The following is a 15,938-nucleotide window of genomic DNA, read 5'->3' on the forward strand; positions in this document are numbered from 1 at the left end:
TAAATTTACTAATGTTTAGGAGGATCATGCTGATGAGCACAGAGGATATGACAATGGATTCGTATGAAGTAAACCGTTCGACAATGGCCGTTCTGCCTCTGGGAGAGGGGGAAATACCCGCTTCAAAAGTACTTGAAACCGAAAGGACATTCAGGGTCAATATGAGACCTTTTCAAATCATAGAAAGAAGCTGCCGTTATTTCGGCTCAAGCTATGCCGGAAGAAAAGCCGGCACGTATGAAGTGATTAAGGTTTCCCACAAGCCGCCGATCATGGTGGACCATTCAAACAACATTTTTCTTTTTCCCACATTCTCCTCAACGAGGCCTCAGTGCGGGTGGCTTTCCCATGCACATGTTCACGAATTTTGCGCGGCGAAATATGACAATACATGCGTCACGTTTGTGAACGGGGAAACGTTGGAGCTGCCCGTGTCCATCACATCTTTCGAGAATCAGGTTTACCGAACGGCATGGCTGAGAACCAAATTTCAGGACAGGATTGAAGGCGGAGCCATGCAGAAAAAGCAGGAATTTATGCTTTATCCGAAAGAAGACCGAAACCAGCTGATCTACGAGTTCATCCTCAGAGAGCTGAAAAAGCGCTACTGACCGGGTTCAGCCGCGAATAAATAGTGCTCCAAAAGCGCGGCGACCTGATTGCGAATGCGGGGGTTGAAGTAATTGTGCTCCTCCTCGTATCCTTCATAGATGAAGGAATACATCGTAAACGCTTCGTCCCGGGACACTTCATGAACTTTGACGTTTCGTTTTCGCAAATCGTTTTTGACATCGTGTAAATCGCGCTGAGCCAGCTTCAGCGCCTGCTCAATCAGGCGCAGATAAGGATCTTTCAGCTTGAACGGCCCCTGCTGGATGATGCTGAAATCCCGATTTAATATGCTGATGGCCATCGGAAGGTAAATCGCCTTTTCAATCGTGTCCCTGATGTCGGCGGGAATTCTTGTCATGGCATTTCTCCTCTTTCTTGTGTTAGGAACGTTTGTTCTTGTTTTTATTTTACACGAAAAGCTGTTCTTTTTTCAAGAACGGGAAAAAATGACTAAAATGTTATGGTTGAATCAGACTAATACAGAAACTGCTGAAGACAGATGATTTAAAGTTTTTCTGTTAACGTGTAGAATAGAAGTAGACAACCGTCTCGAGGAGAATAAATGGTGGAGCAATTTTTTAGTTATTTTACAGAAGAGAATTTAGCAGACTTTTTTCAGAGCTATCGGGCTTTTGGTCCTTTTGTTGCCATACTGCTGCCGTTCATTGAAGCGCTTCTTCCGTTTTTGCCGCTGATTGTGTTTGTGGTTGCCAATGTCAATTCGTTCGGTTTATGGCAGGGATTCATCTTGACTTGGATCGGAGCATCTGCGGGCTCGATCGCCGTTTTCCTCTTCATCCGCCATTTCGGCCAGCAAAAAGCTCTTGGATTTATCCGCAGGCATCCGTCTGTGAAAAAGCTGATGATCTGGGTGGAAAAACGGGGCTTCGGTCCTTTGTTTCTGCTGCTCTGTTTTCCGTTCACACCTTCTGCCGCGGTGAATGTTGTGGCCGGGCTTTCGAGAATCAGCCTGCTGCCCTTTTCGCTTGCGGTGCTGTGCGGAAAGTCCGTGATGATTTTTATGGTGAGCTTCGTTGGGCATGACCTGAAGGCGCTGTTTACACAGCCTTTAAGAACAGCCGGGGTCATGATCGTGATTTTGATTTTATGGTACGCCGGAAAACGGATTGAACATCGTCTGAATGTGAAATTCAGCCAGAGAGAGAATGACTAGGGGGACATAGTATTGAAAAAACGTTTTTGGGTCATAGCCGGAGTCCTTTTCATCATCATTGGAATTCAGGTGAAAAATGCCGTCTTTATTGAGTATAAGGTCGAGGGAGTCAGCATGAACCCAACGTTTCAGGAGGGCAACAAGCTTTTGATCAACCGGTTCGCCCATCATTTTCAAACGATCGGCAGGTTTGATATCGTGCTGTTTAAAGGACCTGAAAAAGATATATTCATCAAACGGGTCATCGGACTTCCCGGAGAAACGCTCAGATATGAAGATGATCAGCTTTACATTAATGAAAAAAAGATCAAAGAGCCCTATCTGGACGACTTGAAAGCTGTTACGGCAGGCGGAGACCTGACCGGGGATTTTACGCTCAAGGAAGTGACGGGAGAGGAGAAAATTCCGGCAAACCATTACTTCGTGCTCGGAGACAACAGAATCCACAGCAATGACAGCCGCCATTTCGGCTTTGTATCAGATAAGGACATTGTCGGTATTGTCGCGGAAAAAATCGATGAGAAGTGAAAATTCAGACAGATGAAAAACCTTTAAGGCGGCTCCTTAAAGGTTTTTTCGTCTTACTTCAGCTTAATCGCGTTCAGCCGTTTTTGCAGTTTCGTTTTTTCAGCCGATGCTTTCAGCTTGTTGACCGCTGATTGTGCGGCTGATTTTGTTTTTTTCGTTCTTCTTTGTTCAGCCGTTTTGACTTTGGCTTTTGCTGTTTTCACTTTTTGTGTGTATGCGGCGGCTTTCTTTTTTACGTTGTCCAGCCGTTTTTGCAGCTTTGTTTTATCATTCCCAGCAAGCAGTTCATTGATCGCTTTTTGCGCTTTGCTGATCTTTGTGTCGCTCGCTGTTTTTTCCGCTCTGGCAACGGCATTCCGGGCGGTTGTAAGCAAGTTTGAGCGGACCGCATTGATCCGTTTTTGCAAGTTTGTTTTGACAGGCCCTTTGACGAGCTCATTGACCGCTGTTTGGGCGGCGTCGGCATGGGCTTTCTTTTTCTGTTTTTCAGCGAGCTTTACTTTGTTTTCGGCCGTTTTTTTGAGCTGATTTTCCACGCTGTTCAGCCTTTTGCGCAAATTGGTTTTGTCAACGTTCGCAGGGAGCGGATTGATCGTGTTTTGCGCCTTGTCGATGTCGGCTCTTTTCTTGCTCTTTTCCGCTTTTGCGACGGCTTTCTGCGCTTTTTCCAATTGAGCGTCCGCCTCTTTAAAACGGATCAGCCCGTAGCCAAACAGCGAATCGCGACCCGGTGCGCCTAAATCGCTCGTGAAAAACTGCATTTTTCTGCGGAGCTCGCTATTTGTACTCGCCGGATACATCTGTTTTAACAGAGCGAACATGCCCGCAACGTGCGGAACGGCTTGGGAAGTTCCACTTGAGCTCGCGTATTTGCGGTTTACATATGTGCTGATAATGGATGTTCCCGGAGCGGAAAACTCGACGGCCGTACCTGTATTGGAAAACGATGCGAGCTGATTCTTTTCATTTGTAGCTGAAACGGCAATCACACTGCTGTAGGCCGCCGGATAATAGACGGATGTTTTGTTTCCGTCATTGCCGCTGGCCGCCACAAGAAGGATGCCTTTTTTGTAGGCCCGGTCTGCGGCATCGTGCAAAATTTGGCTGTCACCTGATACGACAAGGCTCATATTGATGATGTCGATGTTGTGCTGGATCGACCAGTCGATGGCTTTTAATATGCTTTTAAGATCGCCTGAGCCGGTTTTATCAAGCACTTTTACCGCATACAGCTCAGCGCCGGGGGCGATGCCGTCGATTCCAAAGCCGTTATGCTTCGCACCGATAATTCCGGCAACATGTGTGCCATGGCCGTTGTCATCACGGTATGAAGCGGTATAGTCCACCATTGAGACTCCGCCGGCGATTGACAGCTCATCATGAGGTGAAATGCCGCTGTCTAGAACTGCGGTTCTCACATGTTTTCCGGTTAAACCTTTGTGCCAGGCAAGGTCAGCTTGAATCGGCTTGATATTCCATTGCGCAAATGAGCCGGTGTTTTGCTCTGTTCCGCTGGAAACGGCTTTGAATGCTGTAGCGTCGGCAGCCTTAACCGGAGCATTGTTTTCGACATACAGCACATCCGGGTCATGTTCCAATTTGCGCACCGTTTTTTCATCAGCGGTGACGGCTGCTGCGGGAAGCTTGCGGTAAACGTGTTCGACTGAATCGGCCTGCTCCATGACCGCTTCTTTGCCGCTGTTGTTTTTATAGACGACGATAACCTCTTTTTCTTTGTCACGGCCTTCTGCTTGAACATGCGGTGTCATCGCGAAGAAGCTAAAAAACAATACGCCGGAAAGCGCGGTTTTTCCAATCTTTTTCATTCAGCTCTCCTCCTGATTTGTGCGGCGTTTTCTTTATATATCGGAGCATTTTTGATTTTTCAAAGCTAAGAAAGCGCGCATTTCTAAAATAAAAGGATGAAAAAAGCGCAAAGCGGGATGAGGCAAAATTACGCTTGATAAGGCTGTGCACTTAGAGCTGGGAGCGCAGGGAAAAAACTTGAGGCTCCAGTTCAGCCGGAGGAAACGGAGATGTGCACATCTATGGAATGGGGAAACACTATCATACATCAACAGGCGCCTTAACTATGCCTGCATAAGCTCTTTTGGATACCTGAAGGCAAGGGTGTTTTTTGATGCGTCAACAGACCCTTATTTTCATGTTGGTTAGAGTCAAAAGACCTGAAAGTAACAGAAATGAATTGAGAATAGAGAGGTGAAATTGGCAAAGTGTGAAAAATGAACTAATACTAAAGGGGAAATTATAGTATGATATGAATAAAGAAAAATACAAAAAAATAGAAGACTGGAAGAAAGGAGCTCCAAATGAACAAGATCGCCGCGGAAGAAGTCGCCAATACCCTCAACTCATGGTACCGCGCCATCAGAAGAAATGATACGGAACAGTCGATCCGCTTATTTGAAGAAATCAAACCGATGCTGGCAGAGATGGCGGAGGATCAGGAGGTTTTAATCTACTATTCCTTGCTGGAGCTGAGACATAAAATCATGCTGTATGATACGAGGGGAGAAAAGATTGAGCAGCAAGAGGATTTAACAAACGGCGACAGCGCTGCATCACATATGACTTCGTATTACTACTACCTGTTTTCGGGAGCATACGAAGTGTATAAAAAAAATTACGAAGAGGCGATCAGTTTTTACAAGATCGCTGAAAAAAAGCTTGCCAATGTCCATGATCAAATCGAAGTGGCGCAATTCCACGACAAAGTCGGAAAACTTTACTATTACCTGGGGCAGAATATCGTTTCATTAAATCATACACGGCAAGCGATGGAGATATTTAGATGTTATGAAGACCATCATTTGAATCTTGTCTCTACATATATCACGATGGCGGGCAATTATACGGAAATGGGAAAGTATAAAGAAGCGGAAGAATATTTAACCGAGGCCATCAATACGGCAAGAGCCGCCGGTGACCATTTCAAAGAAATGCAGCTTTTGCATAATTTCGGTCTTCTATATGCAGCGATGGATCAGTCAGAAAAGAGCATCAGCTTTCTGGAAACCGTATTGGCCGATCGCGCATATGCCGCTTCAGACTATTATTTCAACGCTGTATTTTTAATGATTAAGGAACTGTTTAAAATAGGGGAGCATGACCGGGCCGTCGCTTTTTACGAAGAGGGGAAGGAAAGGTCGAAAGGCATGCAGAATGATATATTTGACGCGAAAATCGATATTCTCTATGCAACCTATGCAGGAGGTGGTGAGAAGGCGATCGATGACTGCAAAAACTGTCTCGAGGTCTTATTCAAATCAAAGCAGTATGACAGTGTGCGCGAACTTTCACTCTTAACGGCCAATGTCTACAGGCAAAAGTCTCTTTATAAAGAGGCCGCCTATTTCTTTTTGGAAGCCATTAAAGCAGAAGAAGAGATGAAAAAAGTGGAGGGAATGTCATGAAAAAGCTTTTCATTGTGACCGCAATCGGTGTTGCTCTATGTTCAGGATGGTTTATGGCTGAACATCATGCTGAAGCAGGAGGCATGCATGTTGCCGAAAAGATGGTCGGATAAAAGCGCGGGGGAAAATCCGTCTTGGAGATCAAGGCGGATTTTTTGCATGTTTACTGTATTTTACGCGTGGCTGAACATAACGAATCAGCGGCCGGTGAAAATGGGAGAAGGATCATTGCGGATGGAACAGCAAAAAAAACCTTCTGTCACTCATCGGCCGTTATATTCAGTAAAAGCACCCGGTTAAGCCGGGTGTATTTTACTGCTAATTAAAATCTAAATATTTTTAATATTGAAAACATTTTCTCGATCTGTTACGATATTTTCAGTAAACTTTTAGTGAATATGGATTCTATAGACAGGCGGGGATGAACATGGCAACCATTAAGGATATAGCGCTTCAAGCAAAAGTATCAAGCACAACCGTTTCCAGAGTGCTGAATCATGATCAAACACTGTCGGTAGCACCTGAAACAAGGCAGCGGATTTTGGATATTGCCCATCAGCTCGGATACAAGAACTCCAGGAAACGCCGCGATGAGCAGGATCCAGCAGCCGAAGGAGGAAGCCCGCGGATCGGCATCGTCGTCTGCCAGACGCAGGAAGAGGAATTGAATGATCCGTATTTTTATTCGATCAGACAGGGGATTGAAAGCGAGTGTTTTGAAAAAGGAGTCTTTATTACGAAGTTCATTCAACTCAGCAGCATCCGCTCCAGCCAGCCTGTCGGCGATGTCGACGGCTTGATCGTGATCGGCAGAATCAATTTTGCCGGATTGAGGCAAATCGTCGGTGAGGCGGCAAAGGTCGTTTATATTAATCATACTGACAGTGAAGAACAGCACGACTCCGTCGTCGTCGATTTTCAGAAAGCGGCGGCCAGGGCGGTAAATCATCTGAAATCGCTCGGCTGCAAGCGGATAGGCTATATCGGCGGACGGGAGAAGGAACATTTTAGAATCAGCGATCAAAAGACAGAAACGGTTGAAATTGAAGACAAGCGGCTGACAACATTTTTGGAGATGGCGGGTGCGGAGAATGCGGACAATGTCTATATCGGAGAATATACGATGCAGCAAGGCTACGAGCTGATGAAACAGGCGCTTCTTGCAAAACATGTGCCTGAAGCTTTCTTTATCGCCAGCGATTCGATGGCGATCGGCGCATTAAGAGCCTTGCGGGAATCAGGTATCAAGGTTCCGGAGGATGTCGCGCTCGTCAGCTTTAACGGCATTGAAGCAGCCGAATTTGCAAATCCGCCTCTTTCGACCGTGAAGGTCCATACGGAAGAAATGGGGCGAACCGGTGTCAAACTGCTGCTGGACCGGATCAGCGGCAGAAGTCTGCCGCTGCAAGTGACGGTCCCCTCAGAGCTCATCATCCGTGAGAGCTGCGGATCCGGCAGAAGAGATTGACTAAGTTGAATAAGCCTAAAAGGAGGTGATTCCAATTTGTTCACTAAACTTTAGTGAAGATATGTTTTGCGGCATTCAAAAATCATAAGCTGAGGTGAAATGATGAAAAAGTTGATTTTCTCTTTTACTCTCCTTTTTTTATTGGCCTCTTTGGCAGCCGGCTGTTCCGGAAAAACCGCTGGGAAGCAAGACGGCGACATCACCTTGACCATGTTTTCAACAATGACAAATGACAGTGAAAAAAAGGCCCTCAGAAGACTTGCCGATGATTTTGAAAAAGAGAACAAGGGGGTTAAGGTTGATATCAATTTCCCGGGGGCCGACTACGAAAATATGCTGCGCGTCAAAATGGCGGCGAATGATATGCCCGACTTGTTCGACACCCATGGATGGGCGAAAATCCGCTACGGCGAATATACGGCCGACTTAAAGGATATGGACTGGGTCAAACAGCTTGATCCCAACCTTGATCCGATTTTAAAGGACGAGGACGGCAAAGTATACGCCTATCCATTTAATCAGGCGAAAGACGGTATCGTCTATAACGCAGACCTTCTCAAGAAATACAATATCAAGCCTCCGGAGACACTTGACGAACTGTTGAAGGCGCTGGAGGCAGTCAAAGAAAAAAGCGGCGGCGATGTCATTCCTTTTTGGTTCGCCGGTTCTGATAAAGGTGCCCTGGCCCAGTTTTATGATCAGCTTGCTACACCACTGCTCATCACAGATCAACACCACAATGAAGAAAAAGCCCTGCTGGAAGGGACATTCGACTGGTCGAAATACACCCTGCTGGCGGATACATTCAAAAAAATGCAGGACAAACAACTGATCAATCAAGATATTTTGACGGCAAAATCCTCACAGCTGGTTGAATTGATGGCGCAGGGAAAAATCGCCTTTACACTGTCGGTGACATCGATCGGGGCTGATACGAAAGAGGTGAATCCAGATATCCAATTGGGCGTCATCCCGACACCGGCCGTACATGAAGGTGACAAACCGAGCTGGATCGGAGGAGAACGCCACACGGTTGCCGCCTGGAAAGATTCTGAACATCTCGATGAAGCGAAGCGGTTTATCGAATTTGCCGCACAGCCCAAATATGTGAAAATGATCGCTGAAGCCACTTCATTTCCTCAAGCTTTAACCAACACACAAGCTGAAAACGACTATGCCAAGTATTATGAGCAGTATCGGGATATTAAAACCGAGCCCTATTTTGACCGTGTCTATCTGCCGAGCGGAATGTGGGACGTGATGGGGACGACCGGACAGGAGCTGCTGGCCGGCACGCTGACACCGAAGCAAGTGTCGGAAAAAATGAAAGAGGAATACAGCAGATTGAAGAAACAGTGAAAAATAGAAGGGGGGACATGATGAGCGAATTAGCTAAAGAAAAAAACCTTGCGATGGCAAAAAGGAAGAGGAAATCTTTATTAAAAGTCAGCATCCCGTTATGGTGGATGTATCTTCCCGCTTTGCTGCTTGTGTCAGTCTTTATGATCTACCCGTTTCTAAACGGAATCAAAATCACATTTACGAACTGGAACGGCTTTTCGCAAACCTATGACTGGATCGGTTTTGGCCAATATAAACGGATGCTTTTCGACCCCGCAACATGGCTTGTCGTCAGAAATACACTGCTGTACGGCTTGGGCAGCACGATTTTGCAAAACGTCATCGGACTTCTCTACGCTCTTCTTCTGTTTCAAAGCATTAAAATGAAAGCGGTGACAAGAACGGTTGTTTATCTGCCGGTCATCATCAGCCCGCTGATTATGGGATACATCTGGTATTTTTTCTTCTCTTATGAAGGCGGGGCATTGAATGATCTGCTCAAGCTGTTTGGCACAGGACCTGTCAATGTTTTGAGCAGTCCGGAGATCAACCCCTGGATTATTGTTTTCGTCAATTCCTATCAATTTGTCGGAATTGCGATGGTCATCTATTTAGCAGGGCTTGGAAGCATTCCAAAAGATTGTTATGAAGCGGCGCAGATCGACGGAGCAAGCGCTTTTCAGCAGTTTTGGAAAATTACGCTGCCGCTGTTGATGCCGTCTGTGACGATTAACATGGTGATCAACATCATCGGCGGGTTAAAGCTGTTTGATGTCATTTTGGCGCTCACCGGCGGGGGGCCGGGAAATGCATCACAATCGATGTCGACGTTTATGTATGATTTGTATTTTAAGAGACAGGATGCCGGGTATGCAGCCGCACAAGGCGTGCTGATGGCGGCGATGATTCTGTTGATCAGCTTCAGCGCCCTTATTTATTTTAAACGCAAGGAGGTGGAAGCATAGGTGAATTGTTCGTACAAAAAGAGACGGGCTGTATGGACGGGGCTCTCTGTTATCATTACCGTTTTTCACCTTGTTCCTTTCTATATTCTGCTGACGACAGCGCTTAAGGAAAAGGGGGATTTCAGCTCGAAATGGAAGTTTCCCGGCGAATTCAGCCTTGCCAATTTTACGGAGGCTTGGGAAAAAGCCGGTCTGGCCAATGCATTCTACAACACCGCTGTGATTACATGTGTCTCCGCTGTTCTATTGGTCTTGCTCGGTTCACTGGCCGCCTACCCGCTTGCAAGGCGCCGGACGAAACTGAACCAGGCCGTTTATTTCTTATTTATTGCGATCATGATTATCCCGCCGCTGACCTCCATGGTTCCTTTATACAAGATGGTGGTTGAGCTCGGCATGCTGAACACGTATGAGATTGCGATATTGAATAATACCGCTGCCTACATGCCTTTGACGATTTTTTTATACGCCGGTTTTATCCGCTCTACCATCCCGCAGGAGCTTGAAGAAGCGGCCAGGATGGACGGAGCGAGCACAGCCGGGATCTTCTTCAAAATCGTTTTTCCTTTGCTGAAGCCGGTGACGGCGACAATCTGCATTATTGCGTGTGTTTTCATTTGGAACGATTATCAATTTTCGATTTTTTTCCTGCAGGATAAAGAAGTGCAGACGCTGACGGTGGCGATCGCCGGCTTCTTTGGGCAAAACGCGAACAATCTGCATCTGGTGGCCGCTGCTTCACTGATGGCGATGCTGCCAATGACCATTCTATTTTTGTTTCTGCAAAAATACTTTATCAAGGGATTGTCATCAGGAGCACTGAAAGGCTGAGCAAAATTGAAGACAGGAAGGAAGATGTGAATGTCTAAAATCGCTTTTATCGGAGCGGGGAGCACCATTTTTGCGAAAAATGTATTGGGGGACTGTCTGATGGTTCCGGCGCTTGAAGGATTTGAATTTGCTTTATACGACATCGATCCGAAGCGTCTGAAAGAATCGAAGGAGATGCTTGAACACTTGAAAAATCGCTATAATGAAAGCATTTCGACCCGCGCGTATGATGATCGGAAAAAAGCCTTGCAGGGAGCGAAATATATCATCAATGCGATTCAGGTCGGCGGGTATAAACCGAGCACGGTTATCGATTTTGCGATTCCGAAGAAATACGGGCTCAAGCAGACGATCGGAGATACGGTCGGAATCGGCGGGATTTTCAGAGCGCTTCGCACAATTCCCGTTTTATTGGATATGGCAAAGGATATCGAAAGCGTTGCAGGCGACGCATGGTTTTTAAATTACTCAAATCCGATGGCTTCTTTGACAGGGGCGTTGCTTCGCTATACCGGTGTGAAAACGGTCGGCCTTTGCCACAGTGTCCAGGTGTGCACGCAAGACCTCTTTGAGACGCTCGGTATGGAACATCAAGGAATCGAGGAAAAAATCGCCGGCATCAATCATATGGCCTGGTTGTTGGAAGTGAAAAGGGATGGCAGAGATTTATATCCGGAAATTAAAAAAAGGGCGAAAGAAAAGCAGAAAACAAAGCATCATGATATGGTCAGGTTTGAACTGATGGATAAATTCGGCTACTATGTGACCGAATCCTCCGAACACAACGCTGAATACCACCCTTATTTCATTAAAAGCCGGTATCCCGAACTGATCGAGGGGCTGAATATTCCGATTGATGAGTATTTGAGAAGGTGTGAAGAGCAGATCCAAAACTGGGAAGACATGCGCGATGAAATCGTTGGCAACCAGCATTTGACGCATGATCGGTCAAAGGAATACGGATCGCGAATCATCGAAGCGATGGAAACGAATCAGCCTTTCACATTCGGCGGAAATGTGCTGAATCGGGGGCTGATCACAAACCTTCCGGAAAAAGCCGTTGTTGAAGTCACCTGTGTGGCCGAGCGGAACCGAATTACCCCATGTATTGCCGGAGAACTGCCCGAACAGCTGGCCGCTTTAAACCGGACCAATATCAATACACAGCTTTTGACGATAGAAGCAGCCATCACGAAAAAGAAAGAGCACATATACCAAGCTGCATTGCTTGATCCGCATACATCGGCGGAATTGTCGATGGATGACATCGTCAAGATGTGTGATGAACTGATAGAAGCACATGGCGAATGGCTCCCTGCATTTCAATAGGGGAATAAAAAAGCCAGAGCAGAAGGATCAGCCTTCGGCTCTGGCTTTTTTCATATGCGGATGCGCCGATTTTTCCGATCTTTGGTGCAAAAGGCGAAAAAACGGCGGCAGCATCGCAATAACGAGCACGACTCTTAACACTTGGACGGCCACAACAAAAGTCGAATCGGCATGGAGGGAAACGGAAGTCGTCGCCATCTCCGCGATTCCTCCCGGAGCAAACGCCAAGATGGCTGTCGTTAGGGAAATGCCCGCAGCCTTTGCGGTCACGGCGGCGCTTAAGATCATGGCGATGATCAGGCCGACAGAGCCGGCAAGCGCAACGATGAGCGTCTGCCTGGCGCCGATAAACATCTCTTTTTTGATCTTGGACCCGATCGTTGCTCCGAGGCAAACTTGTGACAGCACAGAAAAACCGTGGGGCCACCATGCCGTCGGGGTGAATCCGGTCAATGGACCACAGGCGATCTGCACCACGGCTGCGGAAATCATGCTTCCGAGCAGCCAGGGCGCCGGAAACCTTAACACTCTTAATGCTTTGCATGCCCAAAACGCGGCCAGAACCAAAAGCGCCGTCCAGATGATGTGGGATGGTGCAAATGCCGAGGTTCCGCCTGCGGCAATCTGATGAACGGTGCCCTGAGACGCGGGCTGTTTTGAATTAATGAAAAAAACGAAAAAGGGGATCGTCATCACAACCAAAAGCACCCGTATCATCTGGACGAGGCTGACGATTGCCGTATTCGCTCCCACTTCCTGGGCGATTCCGGGCATGGCGGAAAGGCCGCCCGGAGCCGTCCCTACAAAACTCGTCAGCATATCCGCCTTGCTGAATCTCCATAAGACAAATCCGGAAAGCATTGCGAAAACAACGGAAAGGAGCAGCATGACACTGACGATCAGCCAATTTTCCTTGAAAATTGACATCACAGACATGTTGATTTTTTGGCCAAGCTCTATTCCCAATAGCATTTGCCCTAAATTGAGCCATCCTTTAGCAATTCCATTTGGTCTGATCGCTGTTTTCAGAGGGTCCGGCCGAAGTAAGGATAAACATGAGGCAGCGGCCATCGTGCCGACCATCCAGCCGATCGTCATCCCGGTCAATGAGAGAAGAAATCCCCCAAGGCCGCTGATCAATATCAATAAAAGATCCCGAAGGAATTCATGTTGTTCCCTCAAATTAAAACCCTTCTTCCTGTATGCTGCGATATGATTTTGTTCACTAGGTAAAGTATTTTCTATATATAACTATAATATAATTTTAGTGATTGGTAAAATACGAATTTATTTAAAAGATTGATAAGAAAAGCTGATCACTGAAAAACCGAGCTTGGCAAAACATATCAGACAGCCGATTTGAATACATTGAATTAGATTCCATCACAAATAGAGGTGAACCGATGTGAAACATTCGAAGGAATCATTCACCAAGGTCAAATCATACGTCCCGTTCCGCGGCCCTTTTGACCCGTGTCCGCCGCTTGGCAAAAGGTATTACAGAACCCCTCCCAATCTGTATTTAGGCTTCCAGCCCCGCGGTCTCCCGCAGTTTTCGCCGATGGAGGCTTTAAAAAGAGGGACGCTTTGGCCCGTTTTCTATGATCATTATGAGAATCCGTATGAAGATGGGAGGTCAGGGGGGTGAAGAACTCATTATCGGAAGACTACTATCAAAAGCTTCATGAGATTCAGGCCGTCGACTTTGTCCTGATCGAGTTGATGCTGTACCTTGACACACATCCTGATGATACGGATGCGATCCAGCAATACAATCAGTACGCCCGGTATGCCAGAAAGCTGAAAGCGGCGTTTGAATCAAGGTTCGGACCGCTCACACAGGGAAGTCCCGATCAGACGGAATCATATTGGAGCTGGAAACGAAGTCCTTGGCCATGGCAAGTTTAAAGAAGGAAGGGAGTCAGGTTCATGTGGCTGTATGAGAAAAAACTGCAATACCCCGTGAGAGTGAGGGAATGCAACCCAAGGCTTGCAAAATATTTAATTGAACAGTACGGCGGAGCGGACGGTGAATTGGCGGCAGCGCTGCGTTATTTGAACCAGCGCTACAGCATTCCTGACAAAGTCGTCGGCCTCCTCACAGATATCGGCACTGAAGAATTCGCCCATTTGGAAATGATCGCGACAATGGTATACAAATTAACAAAAGACGCGACACCGGAACAGCTGAAGGAAGCCGGGCTCGGCGCTCATTACGCTGATCATGACAAAGCCCTGTTTTATCACAATGCGGCCGGTGTTCCGTTCACAGCTACATATATCCAGGCAAAAGGAGATCCGATTGCCGATTTATATGAAGACATCGCGGCGGAAGAAAAAGCGAGGGCGACGTATCAGTGGCTGATCGATATGTCTGATGATCCCGATTTAAACGACGGGCTGGCGTTTTTAAGAGAAAGGGAAATCGTTCACTCGCAGCGCTTCCGTGAAGCAGTCGAAATTTTAAAAGAAGAGCGGGATCGCAAAAAAGTGTTTTAAACATGTGTAAAAAAGCCGAACATCCTTTATCACGGTATGTTCGGCTTTTTGATGTCCTATATTGTTGCCGCCCCTGCCAATAACGCTTGGGCGCGGTCTCTTAAAATGTATTTTTGCACTTTTCCCGAAGCCGTCAGCGGATATTCATCAATCAGAAATACGTATTCAGGAATTTTATAATAGGAAAGCTGCCCTTTGCAAAATGTCCTCACGTCTTCAAGCGTCAGCGTTTTGCCCGGTTTGCACTTGATAAAGGCCGCCGTTTTTTCTCCGTATTTTTCATCGGGGACGCCGACGACCTGAACATCGACGATATCTTCGTGTCCATAAAGGAACTCTTCAATTTCCCGCGGATAAATATTTTCCCCGCCGCGGACAATCATATCTTTTAAACGGCCGGTGATTCTGACATAACCATCCCGGTCCATTTCGGCGAGATCGCCGGTGTGAAGCCAGCCATCCTCATCAATCGCCTTGTTTGTCGCCTCATCCATCTTATAGTATCCCTTCATGACAAGATACCCTCTTGTGCACAATTCGCCTTGCTGATCAGGCCCGAGCGTTTCGCCCGTATCAGGATCGATGATTTTCATCTCGACATGCGGGTGCACCTTTCCGACTGTTTCGACGCGGCGTTCGATCGTGTCGGTGACGGTCGTCTGTGTAATCACAGGCGATGACTCCGTCTGTCCGTATGCGATCGTGATGTCTGTCATATTCATCTGTTTCATCACTTTTTTCATCACTTCTTTCGGGCACGGAGATCCCGCCATGATGCCGGTTCGCAGTGAAGAAAGGTCATATTTTGCAAAGTTGGGATGGGTGAGCTCTGCGATAAACATCGTCGGCACGCCCTGCAGTCCCGTGCACCTTTCTTGTTCGACCGTTTGTAAAACCGTTTCAGGCTTAAATTCGATGATCGGCAGCATGGCCGCACCGACCGACACACAAGCAAGCGTGCTGAGCACACAGCCGAAACAATGAAAGAGCGGTACGGGGATGCACAATCGATCTTCGCTCCCAAGCCCCATTCTCTCAGCGACAATCGCCGCATTGTTGACGATGTTATGGTGTGTCAGCATGACACCTTTTGGAAATCCTGTCGTTCCTGACGTATATTGCATGTTGATGACATCATCGTGTGTGAGGGACTGTTCTCTGGTCCAGAGAGCGTCATCAGAAACGGTTTCGCCTTTTTTCGCGATGTCGGCAAACGGCATCAAATGTTCCGGCGTTTCTCCCTTTCCAAGATAGACGAGCCTTGTCAGCTTTGACAGTTTTCCGTCCTTCTTGATCGACTGAATCATCTCGATATATGATGTGCCCTTATAGCCGTCCATCAGAAAAAGGGTGGTGGAATCCGAATGATCCAATAAGTATTCAAGCTCTCTCGCCTGATAGCTGGTGTTGACGGTCACCAGCACGGCGCCGATTCTCGCGGTTGCGAACTGAAGCAGGATCCATTCGGGAATGTTCGTTGCCCAGATGGCCACATGCTCCCCTTTTTGAATACCGAGCGCCATTAAGCCTTTTGCTATTTTAGCGGTTTCTTCAGCAAGCTCCCGATACGAATAACGCAAGCCGAGTTCGGCATACACAACCGCTTCATGATGCGGAAACCTGTCAGCGGCTGATTTTAATAAAGTACCGATGGTTTCTTTCTTTAATGTTTTCATAGTGCCTTTTACCTCCTGGGGGCCATGTTGTTTTTATTATAGCACTTTGTTCTAGTACCAGGTACTATAAAGTGTTCGTTT

General features: G+C 47.0%; 17 protein-coding genes. 13 read left to right on the top strand and 4 right to left on the bottom strand.

Annotated elements, in window-relative coordinates; genetic code table 11:
* The first annotated feature begins 32 nt into the window (after nucleotides 1-32).
* Nucleotides 33-611 (top strand): competence protein ComK, encoded by a 579-nt coding sequence (locus tag ACINLD_RS01070; RefSeq protein ID WP_026586304.1) that lies wholly within the window; start codon nucleotides 33-35, stop codon nucleotides 609-611.
* Here ACINLD_RS01070 and ACINLD_RS01075 read toward each other — a convergent pair.
* Nucleotides 605-970, bottom strand: a complete 366-nt coding sequence (locus ACINLD_RS01075; protein ID WP_026586305.1) for a hypothetical protein — start codon at nucleotides 968-970, stop codon at nucleotides 605-607. The two genes, ACINLD_RS01070 and ACINLD_RS01075, sit on opposite strands and share 7 nt — an antisense overlap.
* Nucleotides 971-1,174: 204 nt before the next feature.
* On the opposite strand from ACINLD_RS01075, the gene ACINLD_RS01080 reads away from it, so the two are divergent.
* Together ACINLD_RS01080 and lepB are read left to right on the top strand one after the other, a co-directional pair.
* Nucleotides 1,175-1,786 carry a TVP38/TMEM64 family protein gene (locus ACINLD_RS01080; protein WP_077737090.1) on the top strand — a complete coding sequence of 204 codons (612 nt, stop codon included), beginning with the start codon at nucleotides 1,175-1,177 and terminating at the stop codon, nucleotides 1,784-1,786.
* A 12-nt stretch (nucleotides 1,787-1,798) separates the two neighbouring features.
* Entirely contained in the window at nucleotides 1,799-2,314 is a 516-nt protein-coding gene (gene lepB / locus ACINLD_RS01085; protein ID WP_026586307.1) for a signal peptidase I, read from the top strand.
* Between the two features lie 53 nt (nucleotides 2,315-2,367).
* Here lepB and ACINLD_RS01090 read toward each other — a convergent pair whose 3' ends face one another.
* Nucleotides 2,368-4,140: a S8 family peptidase gene (locus ACINLD_RS01090; RefSeq protein WP_077737089.1), complete on the bottom strand. Its 1,773-nt coding sequence runs from the start codon at nucleotides 4,138-4,140 to the stop codon at nucleotides 2,368-2,370.
* 504 nt (nucleotides 4,141-4,644) lie between these two features.
* On the opposite strand from ACINLD_RS01090, the gene ACINLD_RS01095 reads away from it, so the two are divergent.
* The 7 genes from ACINLD_RS01095 to ACINLD_RS01125 all read left to right on the top strand — a co-directional run bounded on the left by ACINLD_RS01095 (nucleotide 4,645) and on the right by ACINLD_RS01125 (nucleotide 11,682).
* Nucleotides 4,645-5,748 carry a Rap family tetratricopeptide repeat protein gene (locus ACINLD_RS01095; protein ID WP_026586309.1) on the top strand — a complete coding sequence of 368 codons (1,104 nt, stop codon included), beginning with the start codon at nucleotides 4,645-4,647 and terminating at the stop codon, nucleotides 5,746-5,748.
* Nucleotides 5,745-5,861, top strand: a complete 117-nt coding sequence (locus ACINLD_RS01100) for a hypothetical protein (protein WP_026586310.1) — start codon at nucleotides 5,745-5,747, stop codon at nucleotides 5,859-5,861. The genes ACINLD_RS01095 and ACINLD_RS01100 overlap by 4 nt, the downstream gene beginning before the upstream one ends.
* Before the next feature lie 314 nt (nucleotides 5,862-6,175).
* Complete coding sequence (locus tag ACINLD_RS01105; RefSeq protein ID WP_409444907.1) at nucleotides 6,176-7,216, top strand: LacI family DNA-binding transcriptional regulator; 1,041 nt, start codon at nucleotides 6,176-6,178, stop codon at nucleotides 7,214-7,216.
* Between the two features lie 102 nt (nucleotides 7,217-7,318).
* Nucleotides 7,319-8,575 carry an ABC transporter substrate-binding protein gene (locus ACINLD_RS01110; RefSeq protein ID WP_026586313.1) on the top strand — a complete coding sequence of 419 codons (1,257 nt, stop codon included), beginning with the start codon at nucleotides 7,319-7,321 and terminating at the stop codon, nucleotides 8,573-8,575.
* Nucleotides 8,576-8,595: 20 nt separating this feature from the next.
* Nucleotides 8,596-9,522 carry a carbohydrate ABC transporter permease gene (locus ACINLD_RS01115; RefSeq protein WP_026586314.1) on the top strand — a complete coding sequence of 309 codons (927 nt, stop codon included), beginning with the start codon at nucleotides 8,596-8,598 and terminating at the stop codon, nucleotides 9,520-9,522.
* Between the two features lie 51 nt (nucleotides 9,523-9,573).
* The gene (locus ACINLD_RS01120; protein WP_409445083.1) at nucleotides 9,574-10,353 is read left to right on the top strand and encodes a carbohydrate ABC transporter permease; all 780 of its coding nucleotides are present in this window, start codon (nucleotides 9,574-9,576) and stop codon (nucleotides 10,351-10,353) included.
* A 30-nt stretch (nucleotides 10,354-10,383) separates the two neighbouring features.
* Nucleotides 10,384-11,682: an alpha-glucosidase/alpha-galactosidase gene (locus ACINLD_RS01125; protein ID WP_409444906.1), complete on the top strand. Its 1,299-nt coding sequence runs from the start codon at nucleotides 10,384-10,386 to the stop codon at nucleotides 11,680-11,682.
* 27 nt (nucleotides 11,683-11,709) lie between these two features.
* Here the strand turns inward: ACINLD_RS01125 and ACINLD_RS01130 are convergent, their stop codons facing one another.
* A complete protein-coding gene (locus ACINLD_RS01130) occupies nucleotides 11,710-12,864 on the bottom strand; it encodes an AbrB family transcriptional regulator (protein WP_409444905.1) in 1,155 nt (384 codons plus the stop codon).
* Between the two features lie 223 nt (nucleotides 12,865-13,087).
* On the opposite strand from ACINLD_RS01130, the gene ACINLD_RS01135 reads away from it, so the two are divergent.
* Genes ACINLD_RS01135 through ACINLD_RS01145 form a run of 3 tightly spaced genes read left to right on the top strand, consistent with a single transcriptional unit; the run spans nucleotide 13,088 to nucleotide 14,181 of the window.
* The gene (locus ACINLD_RS01135) at nucleotides 13,088-13,330 is read left to right on the top strand and encodes a spore coat associated protein CotJA (RefSeq protein WP_026586318.1); all 243 of its coding nucleotides are present in this window, start codon (nucleotides 13,088-13,090) and stop codon (nucleotides 13,328-13,330) included.
* Nucleotides 13,327-13,590 (top strand): spore coat protein CotJB, encoded by a 264-nt coding sequence (locus ACINLD_RS01140; protein ID WP_026586319.1) that lies wholly within the window; start codon nucleotides 13,327-13,329, stop codon nucleotides 13,588-13,590. Before ACINLD_RS01135 ends, ACINLD_RS01140 begins: the two co-directional genes overlap by 4 nt.
* Nucleotides 13,591-13,611: 21 nt before the next feature.
* Entirely contained in the window at nucleotides 13,612-14,181 is a 570-nt protein-coding gene (locus ACINLD_RS01145) for a manganese catalase family protein (RefSeq protein ID WP_026586320.1), read from the top strand.
* A gap of 56 nt (nucleotides 14,182-14,237) precedes the next feature.
* On the opposite strand, the gene ACINLD_RS01150 is transcribed toward ACINLD_RS01145, so the two are convergent.
* Nucleotides 14,238-15,857: an AMP-binding protein gene (locus ACINLD_RS01150; RefSeq protein ID WP_409444904.1), complete on the bottom strand. Its 1,620-nt coding sequence runs from the start codon at nucleotides 15,855-15,857 to the stop codon at nucleotides 14,238-14,240.
* Nucleotides 15,858-15,938 lie beyond the last annotated feature (81 nt).

This window comes from Bacillus sp. z60-11, assembly GCF_046464135.1.
Taxonomy (GTDB): domain Bacteria; phylum Bacillota; class Bacilli; order Bacillales; family Bacillaceae; genus Bacillus; species Bacillus sonorensis_A.

Coding starts and splice junctions, on each gene's coding strand:
- ACINLD_RS01080 (WP_077737090.1), top strand. CDS start 1,175: ATGGTGGAGCAATTTTTTAGTTATTTTACAGAAGAGAATTTAGCAGAC.
- ACINLD_RS01145 (WP_026586320.1), top strand. CDS start 13,612: ATGTGGCTGTATGAGAAAAAACTGCAATACCCCGTGAGAGTGAGGGAA.
- ACINLD_RS01115 (WP_026586314.1), top strand. CDS start 8,596: ATGAGCGAATTAGCTAAAGAAAAAAACCTTGCGATGGCAAAAAGGAAG.
- ACINLD_RS01075 (WP_026586305.1), bottom strand. CDS start 970: ATGACAAGAATTCCCGCCGACATCAGGGACACGATTGAAAAGGCGATT.
- ACINLD_RS01105 (WP_409444907.1), top strand. CDS start 6,176: ATGGCAACCATTAAGGATATAGCGCTTCAAGCAAAAGTATCAAGCACA.
- ACINLD_RS01125 (WP_409444906.1), top strand. CDS start 10,384: ATGTCTAAAATCGCTTTTATCGGAGCGGGGAGCACCATTTTTGCGAAA.
- ACINLD_RS01070 (WP_026586304.1), top strand. CDS start 33: ATGAGCACAGAGGATATGACAATGGATTCGTATGAAGTAAACCGTTCG.
- ACINLD_RS01110 (WP_026586313.1), top strand. CDS start 7,319: ATGAAAAAGTTGATTTTCTCTTTTACTCTCCTTTTTTTATTGGCCTCT.
- ACINLD_RS01090 (WP_077737089.1), bottom strand. CDS start 4,140: ATGAAAAAGATTGGAAAAACCGCGCTTTCCGGCGTATTGTTTTTTAGC.
- ACINLD_RS01150 (WP_409444904.1), bottom strand. CDS start 15,857: ATGAAAACATTAAAGAAAGAAACCATCGGTACTTTATTAAAATCAGCC.
- ACINLD_RS01100 (WP_026586310.1), top strand. CDS start 5,745: ATGAAAAAGCTTTTCATTGTGACCGCAATCGGTGTTGCTCTATGTTCA.
- ACINLD_RS01095 (WP_026586309.1), top strand. CDS start 4,645: ATGAACAAGATCGCCGCGGAAGAAGTCGCCAATACCCTCAACTCATGG.